Origin of the sequence: Enterobacter sp. DC4 (genome assembly GCF_000568095.1) — a bacterium.
GTDB lineage: Bacteria > Pseudomonadota > Gammaproteobacteria > Enterobacterales > Enterobacteriaceae > Enterobacter > Enterobacter pseudoroggenkampii.
Genome location: NZ_AZUB01000001.1, coordinates 1,067,538 through 1,083,631 on the forward strand (window position 1 = coordinate 1,067,538; position 16,094 = coordinate 1,083,631).

The 16,094-nt window shown below is 57.6% G+C and carries 11 protein-coding genes; 4 read left to right on the forward strand and 7 right to left on the reverse strand.

The window, feature by feature from the left end; all coding sequences use genetic code 11:
* Nucleotides 1–22 precede the first annotated feature (22 nt).
* Nucleotides 23–3,925: an ATP-dependent RNA helicase HrpA gene (gene hrpA, locus P349_RS18900; RefSeq protein WP_032647069.1), complete on the forward strand. Its 3,903-nt coding sequence runs from the start codon at nucleotides 23–25 to the stop codon at nucleotides 3,923–3,925.
* A 69-nt stretch (nucleotides 3,926–3,994) separates the two neighbouring features.
* Here hrpA and P349_RS18895 read toward each other — a convergent pair whose 3' ends face one another.
* The 4 genes from P349_RS18895 to P349_RS18880 form a co-directional block, all read right to left on the reverse strand.
* Entirely contained in the window at nucleotides 3,995–4,654 is a 660-nt protein-coding gene (locus P349_RS18895; protein ID WP_032647071.1) for an O-methyltransferase, read from the reverse strand.
* Nucleotides 4,655–4,755: 101 nt separating this feature from the next.
* Complete coding sequence (locus tag P349_RS18890; protein WP_032647074.1) at nucleotides 4,756–6,135, reverse strand: efflux transporter outer membrane subunit; 1,380 nt, start codon at nucleotides 6,133–6,135, stop codon at nucleotides 4,756–4,758.
* Complete coding sequence (locus P349_RS18885; protein WP_032647076.1) at nucleotides 6,135–7,214, reverse strand: HlyD family secretion protein; 1,080 nt, start codon at nucleotides 7,212–7,214, stop codon at nucleotides 6,135–6,137. Before P349_RS18885 ends, P349_RS18890 begins: the two co-directional genes overlap by 1 nt.
* Nucleotides 7,215–7,236: 22 nt before the next feature.
* Nucleotides 7,237–8,889 (reverse strand): MFS transporter, encoded by a 1,653-nt coding sequence (locus P349_RS18880; protein WP_032647078.1) that lies wholly within the window; start codon nucleotides 8,887–8,889, stop codon nucleotides 7,237–7,239.
* Nucleotides 8,890–9,092: 203 nt separating this feature from the next.
* Between P349_RS18880 and P349_RS18875 the strand changes: the two genes are divergently transcribed.
* Nucleotides 9,093–9,887: a YdcF family protein gene (locus P349_RS18875; protein WP_032647081.1), complete on the forward strand. Its 795-nt coding sequence runs from the start codon at nucleotides 9,093–9,095 to the stop codon at nucleotides 9,885–9,887.
* 472 nt (nucleotides 9,888–10,359) lie between these two features.
* Here the strand turns inward: P349_RS18875 and gap are convergent, their stop codons facing one another.
* Complete coding sequence (gene gap / locus P349_RS18870) at nucleotides 10,360–11,361, reverse strand: type I glyceraldehyde-3-phosphate dehydrogenase (RefSeq protein ID WP_032647083.1); 1,002 nt, start codon at nucleotides 11,359–11,361, stop codon at nucleotides 10,360–10,362.
* Nucleotides 11,362–11,550: 189 nt separating this feature from the next.
* Here gap and cybB point away from each other — a divergent pair, with 189 nt between their 5' ends.
* A complete protein-coding gene (cybB, locus tag P349_RS18865) occupies nucleotides 11,551–12,081 on the forward strand; it encodes a cytochrome b561 (protein ID WP_032647085.1) in 531 nt (176 codons plus the stop codon).
* An 89-nt stretch (nucleotides 12,082–12,170) separates the two neighbouring features.
* Here cybB and P349_RS18860 read toward each other — a convergent pair whose 3' ends face one another.
* Nucleotides 12,171–13,238, reverse strand: coding sequence for an oxidoreductase (locus tag P349_RS18860; RefSeq protein ID WP_032647087.1), 1,068 nt, complete (start codon nucleotides 13,236–13,238; stop codon nucleotides 12,171–12,173).
* 13 nt (nucleotides 13,239–13,251) lie between these two features.
* A complete protein-coding gene (locus P349_RS18855) occupies nucleotides 13,252–13,995 on the reverse strand; it encodes a DeoR/GlpR family DNA-binding transcription regulator (protein ID WP_032647088.1) in 744 nt (247 codons plus the stop codon).
* Between the two features lie 739 nt (nucleotides 13,996–14,734).
* Here P349_RS18855 and P349_RS18850 point away from each other — a divergent pair.
* Complete coding sequence (locus P349_RS18850; RefSeq protein ID WP_032647090.1) at nucleotides 14,735–16,072, forward strand: TolC family outer membrane protein; 1,338 nt, start codon at nucleotides 14,735–14,737, stop codon at nucleotides 16,070–16,072.
* Nucleotides 16,073–16,094 lie beyond the last annotated feature (22 nt).

Genomic DNA, 16,094 nt, shown 5'->3' on the forward strand with positions numbered 1-16,094 from the left:
GCGTGTACTGCCCTTTAACGCTATGACAGAACAACAAAAATTCACCTTCCCGATGCTCCTGCAACAGCTTGATTCTCTGACGCTGCGCGATAAACAGCGCTTTGCCCGCCGCCTGCACGGTGTGAAGAAGGTTAAAAATCCTGATGCACAACAGGCCATTTACCAGGAGATGGCGAAAGAGATTGAACAGGCGGCAGGGAAAGTTGTGCTGCGCGAAGCCGCACGTCCGGCGATTACCTACCCGGAAAACCTGCCCGTCAGCCAGAAGAAACAGGACATTCTCGAGGCCGTACGCGACCACCAGGTGGTGATTGTCGCGGGGGAAACCGGTTCGGGGAAAACCACCCAGCTGCCGAAAATCTGTATGGAGCTGGGCCGCGGGATCAAAGGCCTGATTGGCCACACCCAGCCGCGTCGTCTGGCGGCACGTACCGTGGCGAACCGTATTGCCGAAGAGCTGCAGACGGAGCCGGGCGGCTGCATCGGCTATAAGGTGCGATTCAGCGACCACGTTAGCGATAACACCATGGTCAAGCTGATGACCGACGGTATTCTGCTGGCGGAAATTCAGCAGGATCGCCTGCTGATGCAGTATGACACCATCATCATTGACGAAGCGCACGAGCGTAGCCTGAACATCGACTTCCTGCTCGGCTACCTGAAAGAGCTTCTGCCGCGTCGCCCGGATCTGAAAGTAATCATCACCTCCGCGACCATCGACCCGGAGCGCTTCTCGAAGCACTTCAACAATGCGCCGATTATCGAAGTCTCTGGTCGTACCTATCCGGTCGAGGTGCGCTATCGCCCGATTGTGGAAGAGGCGGATGATACCGAGCGCGACCAGCTGCAGGCCATCTTCGATGCCGTCGACGAGCTGGGTAACGAAAGCGCGGGCGACATTCTGATCTTCATGAGCGGCGAACGCGAAATTCGCGATACCGCCGATGCGCTCAGCAAGCGCGACCTGCGCCACACGGAGATCCTGCCGCTTTACGCGCGTCTGTCAAACAGCGAGCAGAACCGTGTCTTCCAGCCGCACAGCGGACGCCGCATCGTCCTGGCGACCAACGTCGCGGAAACCTCGCTGACCGTGCCGGGCATTAAATACGTGATCGATCCGGGTACGGCGCGCATCAGCCGCTACAGCTACCGCACTAAAGTCCAGCGCCTGCCGATTGAGTCGGTCTCCCAGGCGTCTGCTAACCAGCGTAAGGGCCGCTGTGGCCGCGTGTCGGAAGGGATCTGTATTCGTCTCTATTCCGAAGACGATTTCCTGTCGCGTCCGGAATTCACCGACCCCGAAATTCTGCGCACCAACCTGGCGTCCGTTATCCTGCAGATGACCGCCCTGGGGCTGGGCGACATCGCGGCGTTCCCGTTCGTCGAAGCGCCGGACAAACGCAACATTCAGGACGGCGTGCGTCTGCTGGAAGAGCTCGGGGCGATTACCACCGACGAGCAGGCGACGGTCTACAAGCTGACGCCGCTGGGTCGCCAGCTCAGCCAGCTGCCGGTCGACCCGCGTCTGGCACGCATGGTGCTGGAAGCGCAAAAGCACGGCTGCGTGCGCGAGGCGATGATCATTACCTCGGCGCTCTCCATTCAGGACCCGCGCGAGCGTCCGATGGACAAACAGCAGGCGTCGGACGAAAAGCACCGTCGCTTCCACGACAAGGAGTCCGATTTCCTCGCCTTCGTGAACCTGTGGAACTATCTCGGCGAGCAGCAGAAAACGCTCTCCTCGAACCAGTTCCGCCGCCAGTGCCGGGTGGATTTCCTCAACTACCTGCGCGTGCGCGAATGGCAGGATATCTACACCCAGCTGCGCCAGGTGGTGAAAGAGCTGGGCATTCCGGTCAACAGCGAACCGGCGGAGTACCGCGAAATTCATATCGCGCTGCTGACCGGCCTGCTGTCCCACATTGGGATGAAGGACGCCGAAAAGCAGGAGTATACCGGCGCGCGTAACGCCCGTTTCTCCATCTTCCCGGGTTCCGGCTTGTTCAGGAAGCCGCCGAAATGGACCATGGTTGCGGAGCTGGTGGAAACCAGCCGCCTGTGGGGGCGCATTGCCGCACGTATCGATCCGGAATGGGTGGAGCCGGTGGCGCAGCACCTGCTTAAGCGCTCGTACAGTGAACCGCACTGGGAGCGCGCGCAGGGCGCGGTGATGGCGACCGAGAAAGTGACCGTTTACGGCCTGCCGGTGGTCGCCGCGCGTAAGGTCAACTACAGCCAGATTGACCCTGCGCTCAGTCGCGAGCTGTTTATCCGCCACGCGCTGGTGGAGGGCGACTGGCAGACGCGCCACGCCTTCTTCCGTGAAAACCTGAAGCTGCGCGCCGAAGTGGAGGAGCTGGAGCACAAGTCCCGCCGCCGCGACATTCTGGTGGACGACGAGGCGCTGTTTGAGTTTTACGACCAGCGCATCAGTCACGATGTGATTTCCGCCCGCCACTTCGACAGCTGGTGGAAGAAGGCCAGCAAAGAGACGCCGGACCTGCTCAACTTCGAAAAGAGCATGCTGATTAAAGAGGGGGCGGAGTCGGTCAGCAAGCTCGACTACCCGAACTTCTGGCATCAGGGCAACCTCAAGCTGCGTCTGACCTATCAGTTTGAGCCGGGGGCAGACGCGGACGGCGTAACCGTCCACATTCCGCTGCCGCTGTTAAACCAGGTGGACGAGAGCGGGTTCGAGTGGCAAATCCCCGGCCTGCGCCGCGAGCTGGTGATTGCGCTGATCAAATCCCTGCCGAAACCGGTGCGCCGCAACTTTGTGCCTGCGCCAAACTACGCGGAAGCGTTTTTAGGCCGCGTCACGCCGCTGGAGCTGCCGCTGCTGGACGCGCTGGAACGTGAATTCCGCCGCATGACCGGGACGACCATCGACCGCGACGACTGGAACTGGGATCAGGTGCCCGATCACCTGAAAATCAGCTTCCGCGTGGTGGACGATAAAAACAAAAAGCTGCTGGAAGGGCGTTCCCTGAGCGAGCTGAAAGAGGCGCTGAAAGGCAAAGTCCAGGAGACGCTCTCTGCGGTGGCGGACGACGGTATCGAGCAGAGCGGGCTGCACATCTGGAGCTTTGGCCAACTTCCGGAAAGCTACGAGCAGAAGCGCGGCAACTATAAGGTGAAAGCCTGGCCTGCGCTGGTGGACGAGCGCGACAGCGTGGCGATCAAACTGTTTGATAACCCGCAGGAACAGCAGCAGATGATGTGGCGCGGGCTGCGTCGCCTGCTGCTGCTCAACATCCCGTCGCCGATCAAGTATCTGCACGAGAAGCTGCCGAACAAGGCCAAGCTGGGGCTCTACTTTAACCCGTACGGCAAGGTGCTGGATCTGATTGACGACTGCATTTCCTGCGGCGTGGACAAACTCATCCACGAGGAGGGCGGTCCGGTCTGGACGGAAGAGGGCTTTGCTCAGCTTCATGAAAAGGTGCGCGCGGAGCTGAACGACACCGTGGTGGAGATTGCCAAACAGGTCGAGCAGATCCTCACCGCCGTGTTCAACATCAACAAGCGCCTGAAGGGGCGCGTGGATATGACCATGGCGCTGGGGCTCTCGGACGTGAAGGCGCAGATGGCGGGACTGGTCTATCGCGGCTTTGTCACCGGCAACGGCTTTAACCGTCTGGGTGATACGCTGCGCTATCTGCAGGCGATTGAAAAACGTCTGGAGAAAATGGCGGTCGATCCGCACCGCGATCGCGCGCAGATGTTGAAAGTGGAGAGCGTGCAGCAGGCGTGGCAGCAGTGGCTCAACAAGCTACCGCCAGCGCGACGCGACGATGAAGACGTGCAGGCGATCCGCTGGATGATCGAGGAGCTGCGCGTCAGCTTCTTTGCCCAGCAGCTCGGTACGCCGTATCCGATTTCGGATAAACGTATCCTGCAGGCGATGGAGCAGATTTCCGCTTAAACCCTTGCCCGGTTTTCTCCCTCTCCCTGTGGGAGAGGGTCGGGGTGAGGGCATCAGCCGGCACAATTTTCACCCGTTCACAATCGCCAGCGTAAACCCATCCCAACCCTTAATCCCCACCGTTTGCAGCGCGGTGGCGGTTAAGCGCGGGTTATCCCCCATCATCTCAATAAAACGCCGCACGCCCAGCACGCGCGCGTCGTCGCTTTGCCCGTTAATGACCTCGCCGTCGCGCACCACGTTATCGCCAATGATTACCGTGCCGGGACGGGAATAGTGCAGCGCCCACTCCAGATAGCCGGGATTGTTTGGCTTATCGGCATCGATAAAGATCAGGTCGAACGGTGGAACGTCACCGAAATTTTCCAGCGAGCTCAGGGCCGGGCCTTCAATTAATTCAATACGTTCGTTTAGCCCCGCAAGATGAATATTCTGGCGGGCAACCCCGGCATGCGCGGGATCGGCCTCAAGCGTAATCAGCTTTCCGTCCGGCGGCAGGGCGCGCGCCATCCAGATAGCGCTATAGGCACCCAGCGTCCCGATTTCAAGAATGCGTCTTGCCTGCGTCATGCGCACGAACAGCGCCAGCAGTTGCCCCTGATTGGCCGCGACATCGTGTTCAGGTAGCCCGGCGCGTTTGTTGTTTTCCAGTACCTGATGAAGTACGTCATCGTCAGGAATAAGCGAAGAAATCATGTAATTATCTACTGCAGACCATTGTTGTTGCATAGATTGACTCCTTGGGAGGGATTGCCGGGTGGCGGCTGCGCCTTACCCGGCCTACAGGGCGAAATGAAGGCCCGGTAAGCGAAGCGCCACCGGGCAAGTTTTCAGGCACTGACCCAGCCGCCGCCCAGCGCTTTATACAAATCAATCTGCGCCAGCAGCAGGTTATTTTTCACCTGCACCACGCTGGTCTGAACCGAAAACAGCGTGCGCTGCGCGTCCAGCACGTCAAGATAGGAGGAATAACCGTTGCGATAGCGATTCTGCGCAATGCGCAGCGTCTCCTGGGCCACATCCTGCTGGGCAAGCAGTTCCGTCAGCTGTTCCTGATAGCGACTTATCGCATCAAGGCTGTTGTTCACTTCGGCAAACGCGTTACGCACGGTTTTTTCATAAGCGTACAGCGCCTGGTTCCGCTGGGACTGAGAAATATCCACCTGCGCATTCAGCGCCTGGCGGTTCAGCAGCGGGGCGAGAATACTGCCCCCGACGCTCCAGAGTTGAAGCGGGTTGTCCAGCAGGCCTGAAAGGGTGCGATCCTGAACCGATCCGGTGGCGGTCAGGTTGATCGACGGCAGCAGGCTGGCACGTGACGCCGCGAGCGAGGCATCCGCCGCCACCAGCTGGCGTTCGGCCTGAACGATATCCGGTCGACGATTCAGGAGCGTAGAAGGCAGCTGCGACGGCAGCGTTAGCGGCGTCAGCACCGCAAAGCTTTCGCTGCGTGCCACCGCGCCGGGATTGCTTCCCAGCAGCAGGCTCAGGGCATTCTCCTGCTGCGCAATCTGGTGCTGCAGCACGGGCACCTGCGCCCGCGTTGAGCGCAATTCGGAATCCGACTGCATCAGCTCCAGACGCGAGCTGTAGCCCGTCTCAAACTGACGTTTCGCGAGGTTAAATGCCTCTTCGCGCGATTTCAGCGTTGACTCCGTCACGCGCAGCTGTTCGTCAAGCGAGAGCAGGGTGACATAGCCGGATGCAACGGAAGACGAGACGGTCAAATCCGCGGCGGCAGCGGCGGCTTTTTGCGCCTCCAGCGAGGCTTCGGCGGCATTGGCCGTGCTGCGGTTGACGCCCCAGATATCAACGTCATAGCTCGCCGTCAGGCTCCCTCTGTACAGCGTGCCGTAGACCGGCAGCCCGGTCGCGGCGGATTGCGAACGGGCGCGCGTCCCCGTTACGCCCGCGTCAAGCGAAGGAAACAGGCTGCCGTCGGCCGCGAAGACCCGCGCCTGATACTCGTTAATTCGTTCGCGGGCGATCAGCACGTCGCTGTTATTCTTAAGCGCCTGATCCACATAGCGGTTGAGGTTGTTGTCATGGAAATTGCGCCACCAGAGCTGCTCCGCCGGGCTGGCAGGGCCGGCGTCAGCTCGCCACTGGGTGGGGATGTGCAGCGTCGGCTGCGCCGGTTTGACGTCGACGGACTGGCACCCGGCCAGCATGACCGCTGCCACCAGCGCGGCTATCGGGCGAAGGATCATTACTTCGCCTCCCGCGTATCAATGGTCACCTGTACCGACATACCCGGACGCAGCAGCGCGGAATCTTCTGGCTTGCCGAGCACCTCGATGCGCACCGGGATACGCTGGGCTATTTTGACAAAGTTGCCGGTGGCGTTGTCCGGCGTGATGGCGCTGAATTCAACCCCGGTTGCAGGAGAAATGCTCTCCACGCGGCCCTGATACGCTTTGTCGTTCAGGGCATCGACGGTGAATTTGACAGGCTGACCGACGCGTAGCTCCGCGAGCTGGGTCTCTTTAATATTGGCAATGACCCAGTGCTGAGGCGGCACAAGGGTGGTGAGATGGGTCCCGGCGGTCACATACGCCCCGAGACGCACGGCGATCTGGCCGAGCTGACCGTCACGCGGCGCCACAATGCGGGTGTTTTGCAGGTCAATCTGCGCCAGCTCCAGCGCCGCTTTTGCGTTTTCAACATCCGCCTCCAGCGCACCGCGATTGACAATCACCGTTTGCAGATCCTGACGCGACATCTCAAGCGCCGCTTTCGCCTGGTCGATGTCGGCGCTACCCTGAGCGGCACTGGCCAGCGCCGCGTCGCGCTCGCGAATCGAGAGCGAGCCGTCTGACGTCAGCTCTTTCACCCGCTTTAAATCCGCCTGCGTTTTCAGGCTCTGGGCGCGGGCGTTTTTCAGCGCGGCGTCATTTTTTGCGATGACGGCTTCGGCGCTTTTACGCTGCTGCAGGTTGTTATTGAGGGCGGCAATTTTCATCGCCAGCTGTGCCTCGGCCTGATGCACGCGCTGACGATAGATGCGGTCATCAATCTGCAGCAGCAGGTCGCCTTTTTTGACCTGCACAAAGTCCTGAACCTTCACCTCGGTGATATAGCCATTCACCTGGGGGCTGATAAACGTCGTCTGGCCGCGCACGTAGGCGTTATCGGTAAACTGCGCGTGGCGGGTGAACGGCGGCAGCTGCCACGCATAAAGGATCACCAGTACGCCGACAATACCGATGGCAGCGGCGGTGAAAACGGAAACAATGCGCACATTTTTGCGGGTGTTGGCCTGCTCTTTGGCGGCATCCTGCTGACTCATAAACTCTCCAGAAATATTTTAATTATTTGTTGCCGGTGGCGTTCTTCAGCGCCAGACGGGCAGTGATGCGCAGGCGCAGCAAGCGCCATAAAATCCAGACCAGCGTGGCGGCAGCGATGCTCGCCGTCAGCAGATAAGTATCGTTGTAAGCCAGAATATTCGCCTCCAGCGCGGTCACTGTTTGCAGCTGCGTTATCGCCTGGGTTCCCAGTAGCGAACTGTCGCCAATCAGGCTTTTATACATCTGGGTATAAAGTTGAATTCGCTCGTTGACCAGCGGGTTGAGCGTGGTGAGCTGGTCCGCCAGCAGGCTGGAGTGGTACTTCTCGCGCCAGGTCTGGAAGGTGCCGAGGATCGCGGAGCCCAGCAGGCCGCCGAGGTTCTGGCTCATGCCAAACATCACCGAGAAGCTGACCAGGTTGCGCGGGTCGGCGATCACTCCGCCAATGGCGGCCAGCATGGCGGGCGCCAGGAAGAAGGCGCTGCCGAAGCCCAGCAGGAACTGGCTCAGCATCAGCTGATCCGGCCGGGTCAGGTTGTTGGACTGGCTGTCCAGCAGCGAGGCAACAATCATCAGGGCCAGAGAGGTGATGATTGGCCACGCCAGTTTCGTCGGCTTGATGGTGAGACAGCTGGTGACGATCCCGCAAACGATCCCGGCGAAAATGGACCACGCCAGGTGCGTCATCTGCTCATTCTGTAATCCCACATACTGCAGCCAGCCGATGACGCCGGTGTTTTGCTCTGCCAGCACGATACGGATCAGCAGCATGATCAGCCCCAGACGGACGATGCTGCCGCTCGACAGCCAGCGGGTGTTCAGCAGCGGGTTGGCACGGTTATGTTCAAAGACGATGGCAGTCACAATCAGCACCAGCGATAGCGCCAGCGACCAGCCGATCCACGGCGCCTCGAACCACCAGTCAAGACGGCCTAAGGAGAGCACGGCGCAGAGCAGGGCCATACCGGGGGCCATTAAAAAGAAGGTGATGAAGTCTTTTTTCTCAAAGACCTTGCGCCGGTCGCCCGGCGGTAGTTTTAAGGCGATGACGCAGGCCAGGGAGATCAGCGCCAGTCCCAGCTCGAAGAAATAGAGCCCGCGCCACTCGTCCAGCTGCAGCAGTTCGGTCGAAAACAGGCGGGCCAGCGGGATGGCGAGTGACGATCCGGTGATGCCGATGGTCAGCGCCTTCAGGCGGTGCTTCGCCGGCCAGGCCTGGATCTGATAGTAAATCCCCAGCGAGCTGAGCGCGGCGGCTACCATCCCGTGCGCGGCGCGAACCATCAGCGCCGAGCTGAGGTCGTTCACGAACAGGTGGAAAAAGGTGACCAGCACGTACAGCACCAGAAAACCTTCCGTAAAGGCGCGCAGACCGTACTGCTGGCGGAATTTGACCAGCAGCAGGTTGATGGAGATGTTGGTCATGACGTAGACCGCGGGCAGCCAGGCGATTTCGGTCGACCAGGCCCCGAAGGTCCCCTGCAGATTTTGCAGGTTGGCGGTCACCACGGCATTTCCCAGCGCCCCCGTCAGGCACACCAGCAGGCCCACGACGCCGTAGGCAATGCGTTTTGGCGTACTGTGTTCGGGCGTGGAGGGCGAACCCAGCAAAGCGGGTTTCTCATGTGGCTGCCACTCGCGAGGAGCATAAGGGTCGCGTTCGGGCAGGCGCATAACGTCGTTTACCTTAGAAATAATTGAATAATTAGCGGGCTAGCGATTCTACGTCTGCCGCAAATGATAATTCAAGTGAATATGATTTACGCATGTTAATCAAATGGTGAAGGTGATTTTAAGGAAAAAGAGCGGCCCGATGTCGCCGTTGTGTTGAGAACCTGAAGTCGCTACCCTGAAGGGATACAGAGAAGGAGTTCATCATGGAACAGACCCATTTTCCCATCCTGCCGGATGCCACGCTGGCGGCCATCAATACTGTCGGTGAATGGCTGGCGCAGGACGACCTGAGCGGTAGCCGCCAGCACCTGGACGTCGATGCGGTGATCCTGGCAGGGAACGCGGTGATCCCGACCATTGAGGCGGCCTGTCGAATTGCCGCGCAGAGAAAAATCCCGCTCCTGATTAGCGGCGGTATTGGTCATTCAACCGCGTTTTTATATTCAGCTATCGGCAGTCATCCGCGTTATCACACCTTACAAGTCGAAGGGCGAGCCGAAGCGAGCATTCTTGCCGACATTGCGCGGGCGTTCTGGCAGGTCCCCGAGGCGCATCTGTGGGTTGAGGATCAATCCACCAACTGCGGTGAAAACGCGCGCTTTAGCTGGAACATGCTGAAACGGCACCATCGAACGACCGGGCGGGTGCTGGTGGTACAGGATCCCACGATGCAGCGCCGCACGATGGCGACGTTTGCCCGCGTTTGTCGGGATGAGCCCGTTTCACCGCAGTGGGTCAGCCATCCCGGGTTTACGCCGACGCTGCAAAACGGTAACGAGGGCGTGGAATTCAGCGAGGGCAACACCGGCCTGTGGCCCGTTGACCGCTATCTTTCACTGGTTATGGGGGAACTGCCGCGCCTGTTTGATGACGCCAACGGCTATGGCCCGGCCGGGCGGGATTTTATCACGCACGTTGAATTCCCTGAGGCCGTCACCGCCGCATGGAGACAGCTGCAGCAGGACCCGGTCCTGAAGGTGGCGCGAAAAATCAGCTGAGCACGGAGCAATCCCCTCGCCCCATTGGGGAGAGGGTTCCCCCAGTAATTTCTAAACCCGAAGCGATGAACGTTGCTTAAGAAAAATGAATGAATTGCAGCGACGCCCTGGTCCGGCTGTAAATCGCTGAGGCGTTTCCTGCAGGCCGGGGCGAGGCGCAGGGATGCGCCGAGAGGGCGGGCTTTACAGGGATGTTGCCTCCGCCCGTACCCGATAAGCCGGAAGGAATAAGCCGAGGGTACCGCGAAGCGGCGATTTACCGCCGGGAGCCCGGGTCGCCAGGGCGGCGGCGATTGAGCCGCCATGGCACGTTCACAGGTCGTGTCGTTACAGAGTAGCAAGATACATAAAGTGAACGGAATGACCACCAGAGCCGTATGTTCCCCCTCACCCCAGCCCTCTCCCTCAAGGGAGAGGGGGTCGTCCGTGCAGGCATTCTATTGTTGGGAACCCTCAGCCTTTGGTGAGGGAATCACAGCGCCGCAAACTTATCCAGCGTCCGCACCAGCTGCGTCACAAAACCATATTCGTTGTCATACCACGCGACGGCTTTCACCAGCTGCAGCTCTCCCGCTTCTGACACCTCCGTCTGCGTGGCGTCAAACACCGAACCATAATGTGAACCAATCACATCTGATGAGACAATCTCTTCATCGGTATACCCGAACGATTTATTGCCCTGCGTCGCCTTTTTCAGCGCGGCGTTGATCTCCTCAACGGTCACTTTCTTGCCCAGAATGGCCACCAGCTCGGTTACCGAACCCGTTTTAACCGGCACGCGCTGCGCGTGGCCTTTCAGTTTGCCGCTGAGCGCAGGGATCACCAGACCAATGGCTTTGGCGGCACCGGTGGTGTGGGGAATAATATTCTCTGCCGCCGCCCGCGAGGCGCGAAGATCTTTCCCGCGCGGGCCATCCACAAGCGCCTGCGTGCCGGTATAAGCGTGAATGGTGGTCATGGTGCCCACTTTTATTTCAAACGCATCGTTCAGGGCTTTCGCCAGCGGGGCAAGGCAGTTGGTGGTGCAGGAGGCGACAGAGATGATGGTATCACTGGCGTCAATGGTGTCGTCGTTCACGCTGTAGACGATGGTTTTCATGTCACCCGCAGGGGCAGAGATCAGCACTTTCTTCGCGCCTGCGTCCAGGTGCGCCCGTGATTTCTCTTCAGAGGTATAAAAGCCGGTGCACTCCACGACGATATCCACACCGGCGGATTTCCACGGAATGTGTTTCGCCTCTTTTTCGGCGTACACCGCAATGGTTTTACCGTCAACAATCAGCGCATCCTCGGTGAAATCCACGCTCCACGGGAAGCCACCGTAGTTGGAATCATGCCTGAGCAGGTAGGCCAGCACTTTCGGGGAGGTGAGGTCGTTGATGGCGACGACGGTATTACTGTCCTGGGTTTCAAGAAGGCGACGCAGGACAAGGCGCCCAATGCGTCCAAAGCCGTTAATGCCAATTTTACTCATGGTGTTCTCCTGTAAACGTGTCGATGCGACAGTTTGAACTCATCCAGGCTTAGACCATCACGGGCAGGGCGGCAATTGAAGATGCTTCATGCGGGAGGAAGTATTTGAAAAACCATACAGAAAAGTTAATGAATTTTTAAGGAAAGGGGATTATGTTGGCGCGGTAACTGTTTTTAATCGAGAAATCACATGCGCACTAAATATACAAGCCTGCAAATCGGCATCCACTGGCTGGTGTTTCTGTTAATCATCGTCGCCTACTGCGCCATGGAGTTCAAAGGTTTCTTCCCGCGCACCGCGCGTCCGGCGATCAATATGATCCACGTCTCATGCGGGATCGGTATTCTGGTGCTGATGGTGACGCGTCTGCTGGTTCGCCTGAAGTTCCGCGCGCCGCCGATTCAGCCTAAGCCAAAAGCGATGGTGACGGGGATGTCTCATCTGGGGCATCTGGTGGTGTATCTGCTGTTTATTGCGCTGCCGCTGATTGGAATTGTGATGATGTACAACCGGGGCAGCGACTGGTTTGCCTTTGGCCTGGCGATGCCGCATGCGGCGGAGTCCAATTTTGATCTGGTGGATACGCTGAAGGCGTGGCACGAGACGCTGGCAAACCTGGGCTATTTTGTGATTGGCCTGCACGCGGCGGCGGCGCTGATGCATCACTATTTCTGGAAAGATAATACTCTTCTGCGCATGATGCCGAAAAAGCGTTCGTAGTCTTCTCGCCCGGCGGCGCTTCGCTTGCACGGGCCTACAAACGGCTCTGAATCGTAGGCCGGGTAAGCGCAGCGCCACCCGGCTTGTTTTTAACCCAACAGAGCACGCTCTTCGGCACTTAACGCCAGCGCCTGCGTTGACCCCGTCTCCGAGGACTTCACCGCCGCTTCCAGCACGGCCATGACCGCCAGTGCCTCAACAGGGTGGACAGGGTTGGTGATTTTTCCGCCTAACGCATCACGCACGTTGATGTAATACTGGCGCTGATCGCCTTTCGGGGTAGGGATCGTCTGCGGTGCGCCGTCAGCGCCAAAGAAGACCATACTGTCGCTGTCTTCGCCCCAGGCTTCACTGCCCGGGATCACCCCTGACAGCAGCTGTGCTTCCTGCTGATCGATTCTGGCCTTCACCACGCTGCCTTTGTCCCCGTGGACGGTAAAGCGCGCCGTACCGCCAGCCACCAGCATGCTGGCGTGCAGAATCACCTTATGCTCCGGGTAGTTTAAGACCACGTGCGCCCAGTCGTTAATTTCTGCGCCGTCGCGCAGCGTCGCGATATTCCCCTGAACGGACTGCGGCAGGCCAAAGAGCTGTAGCGTCTGGTCGATAAGATGTGGGCCCAGGTCAAACCACAAGCCGCTCCCGGGGACGTTCTGCTCGCGCCAGCGCACGCGCACTTCCGGGCGGAAGCGGTCAATATGCGACTCCAGGTGTTTAACCTTGCCGAGCGTGCCTTGCTCAATAATCTGCTTAATGCCGAGGAAATCGCTGTCCCAGCGGCGGTTATGGAAGACGGAGAGCAGCAGCTGCTTTTCGTCCGCCAGCGCAATCAGGTCGCGGGCTTCCTGCATGTCGAGGGTGAAAGGCTTATCCACGACCACGTGTTTACCCGAGTTCAGGGCCAGCGTCGCCAGCGGGGCGTGCGTGGCATTGGGGGAGGCAATCACCACCAGATCAATATCAGGATGCTGAATGGCCTCTTCCGGTGTCGCCACCACCTGTACGTCCGGCAGATCGCGTTTAACCTTCTCTTCATCACGAGAAGAGACCACTGCCAGCTTAATCCCGTCCACAGACTGGATCAGCGGGGCATGGAAGGTTTTACCGACAAATCCATACCCGATCAGCGCAATGTTGATTGTTTGAACGTTACTCATGACCTTCTCCACGTTAATTCGCGCACACCGTGACCTGCAGTGCGCTATGGTCCCCAAGCTCAGGCCAGGGACGATCTAAAAAGAGTTGTTGAATGCTGGATAACCCGGATACCAGATACGGCTCGCAGCGGTTAATTTTCAGGTGATCCGCGACAATCCAGTGCGCATGGCTTGCGTCGAGCATCGCGCGTTTCACCTCGGCATCCGCTTCTTTACCGGCGCTCAACCCCAGTTCGGCATGAATGGCGCATGCCCCAAGGATGGCGATATCTGCTCGATAGCGGGACAGTAAAGACAGCGTGGCGCTGCCGGCAAACAGGCGCTGCTTGTGGTCCCATTTTCCACCGAGCAGGATCAGCTCAACGTCTTCCCGGTCGCTAAAGTGCTGGGCGATATCCAGCGATGTGGTAATGACGGTGAGCGGCCCCTGAAGAAAGGTGGCGACGGCCATCACCGTGCTTCCGGCATCCAGAAACAGGGTGGAACCCAGTGGAACCTGCTGTGCGACCTGTTTACCCAGGCGCTGTTTGGTCTCTGGCAGCAGCGTATTGCGGCCCTGACGGTTCATGGCGGAGAGGTTGAGCGCGATGGCTCCGCCGTGGTTCTTCTGCGCAAGGCCCTGGTTTTCCAGGTCGGTCAGATCCCGACGGATAGTATCGGCTGAAACCTGCAGCTTTTCGGCCAGGTCGGTGATGCTGGCCTGGCCATGCTCGCTGAGGATATCCAGGACGTAGCGTTGACGAGCGGTTTTGTGCATGGGAGTACATTCCTGCAAAATGTCGCAATAGTTTGCATAATACAGCATTTTGACGCAGAGAGAAGGGGATTGTGGTCATGACGATGTACAGCGGTGTGATGATTCAGATAGGTGATTATTAAAATTTTATTAAGCAGGTATAAGGAAGCCGTTTTGAATGTTAATCACAATGTTATTGTTATGTTTTATTTAACGATTTGGGCTATGTAACCAACGTATTGTCATTGTGTGGTTTTAAATGCTGTTAAATTAAAACAATGCAGTTTTTAATTGCTTTAATTAGTTTTTTAAAAGCTTTTAATTTTAAATATACCCCTTTGGTTACTTAAATTGACATTTCTTTGAAAATCTTTGTGTCTGACCCGCTATGAAATTAACGCAAAAATGTGCACAGAAAGAATTAAGAATTTTCCTTAGATAACAGGAGGTTTATATGTTTCATCTGAAAGGAGACTTTTAGAGTTTTGTCCAGAAACCCCATGTTTTTTCTTACTTGTAACACCACATTAACATTGTGGGTGTAGTGGGCTATACCACATTTTGTTATGCTGCTAACCAGTTTAAGAAATAAGTAAATTCTTAATTGAAATAAGACGCAGGCAGATCTCATCTCCAATGGAAATGGGTATGGGGATTATTACCTAAAATTCAGCATGGTAGCTTAATAAGATATTTGTCTAATTATCTGTACCTCTTTTTGGGTATTTGCTTGAGTATCACTCAGAGTCAGGGAGATAACATGACGATATTACGAAAGCCTATGTTACGCCGATTTACAGCAGCACTGGCATTCATTTCATTAGCCATAAATACGGCGTACGCCAATAGTAGTCAGGTGGGAATTGCCCCGGTGGCAACCACAACCTTAAAAGAAAGTATTCTTTTTGCTATCGATCGCGATCCATCAATTAGTCAGCAAGCCGCGCAATTAGGTATTGGCCAGGCACAAATAGATGAAGCGCGCAGCGGCTGGATGCCGCAAATATCGTTGAACGGAAGTACAGGGCACAGCCAGACCACCGATTCCAGCGGGTCACTGAAGAATTCAGCCGCCTGGGGGCTGAGCCTGACGCAGCTACTGTACGATTTTGGCAAGACCAACAACAGCATTAGCCAGTCTTCCGCCCAGCGCGATAGCTACCGCTACCAGCTGATGGGAACGCTTTCGGACGTGGCGGAAAAAACGGCGCTGAGCTATGTAGAGGTCAAACGCTATTCCGATCTGCTGCAGGCGGCAAAGGAGAATGTTCTGGCGCTCAAAAACGTTGAGCAACTGGCGAAGCTGCGCGCTGACGCGGGCGTGAGTTCCACCTCCGATGAGCTCCAGACTCGCACGCGTATTGCCGGCATGCAGGCGACGGTCGCGCAGTATCACGCCGCCTTAAACAGCGCCCGGGCAAGGCTTGCGGTATTAACCGGCATGCAGGCAGAAGCCTTTTCGCCAGTGCCTGCGAACCTCGCGGTTGAGCCAGATTCGCTCAACCGTATTGATTATTCGTTAATACCGGCTGTGATGGCCGCGCAGAATATGGAACGTTCGGCTCAGTATGGCGTGGAAACGGCGAAGTCCCAGCACTGGCCGACGTTAAGCCTGAAAGGGGGGCGCACCCGTTATGAATCGGACAACCGTTCATACTGGGACGACCAGATACAGCTCAATATCGATGCTCCGCTGTATCAGGGGGGCGCGGTTTCCGCTCGCGTTCGGCAGGCGGAAGGCGCACGGGCCATGGCCTCCTCTCAGGTCGATCAGGCACGTTTCGATGTTCTGCAAAAAGCCTCCGTCGCGCAGGCGGACTGGGCCGGTGCACGGGGAAGAATGGAGGCCGGAAAGCAGCAGCTGGAAAATGCGCTGCGTGCCCGTGTTGTTTACAAAAATGAATACACCCTGAGCAAGCGGAGCATTAATGATTTGCTCAGCGTTGAGCAGGATGTCTGGCAGGCCACATCAGCGAAAATAATCGCTGAGTATGATGGCTGGAGTTCGGCAATTATTTATGCTTCCGCGGTTGATAATTTAATGCCGCTTATTGGAATAGAGAAAAACGCTGCCGCAAAATTACCTGACTTGAGTTAAAAAAAGACGCGCAGTGTTGCGC

Bases quoted from the DNA above. Each gene is read 5' to 3' on its own strand.
- P349_RS18875 (WP_032647081.1), top strand. From the start codon at position 9,093: ATGGAACAGACCCATTTTCCCATCCTGCCGGATGCCACGCTGGCGGCC.
- hrpA (WP_032647069.1), top strand. From the start codon at position 23: ATGACAGAACAACAAAAATTCACCTTCCCGATGCTCCTGCAACAGCTT.
- P349_RS18895 (WP_032647071.1), bottom strand. From the start codon at position 4,654: ATGCAACAACAATGGTCTGCAGTAGATAATTACATGATTTCTTCGCTT.
- P349_RS18860 (WP_032647087.1), bottom strand. From the start codon at position 13,238: ATGAGTAACGTTCAAACAATCAACATTGCGCTGATCGGGTATGGATTT.
- P349_RS18850 (WP_032647090.1), top strand. From the start codon at position 14,735: ATGACGATATTACGAAAGCCTATGTTACGCCGATTTACAGCAGCACTG.
- cybB (WP_032647085.1), top strand. From the start codon at position 11,551: ATGCGCACTAAATATACAAGCCTGCAAATCGGCATCCACTGGCTGGTG.
- P349_RS18890 (WP_032647074.1), bottom strand. From the start codon at position 6,135: ATGATCCTTCGCCCGATAGCCGCGCTGGTGGCAGCGGTCATGCTGGCC.
- P349_RS18855 (WP_032647088.1), bottom strand. From the start codon at position 13,995: ATGCACAAAACCGCTCGTCAACGCTACGTCCTGGATATCCTCAGCGAG.
- P349_RS18885 (WP_032647076.1), bottom strand. From the start codon at position 7,214: ATGAGTCAGCAGGATGCCGCCAAAGAGCAGGCCAACACCCGCAAAAAT.
- P349_RS18880 (WP_032647078.1), bottom strand. From the start codon at position 8,889: ATGCGCCTGCCCGAACGCGACCCTTATGCTCCTCGCGAGTGGCAGCCA.
- gap (WP_032647083.1), bottom strand. From the start codon at position 11,361: ATGAGTAAAATTGGCATTAACGGCTTTGGACGCATTGGGCGCCTTGTC.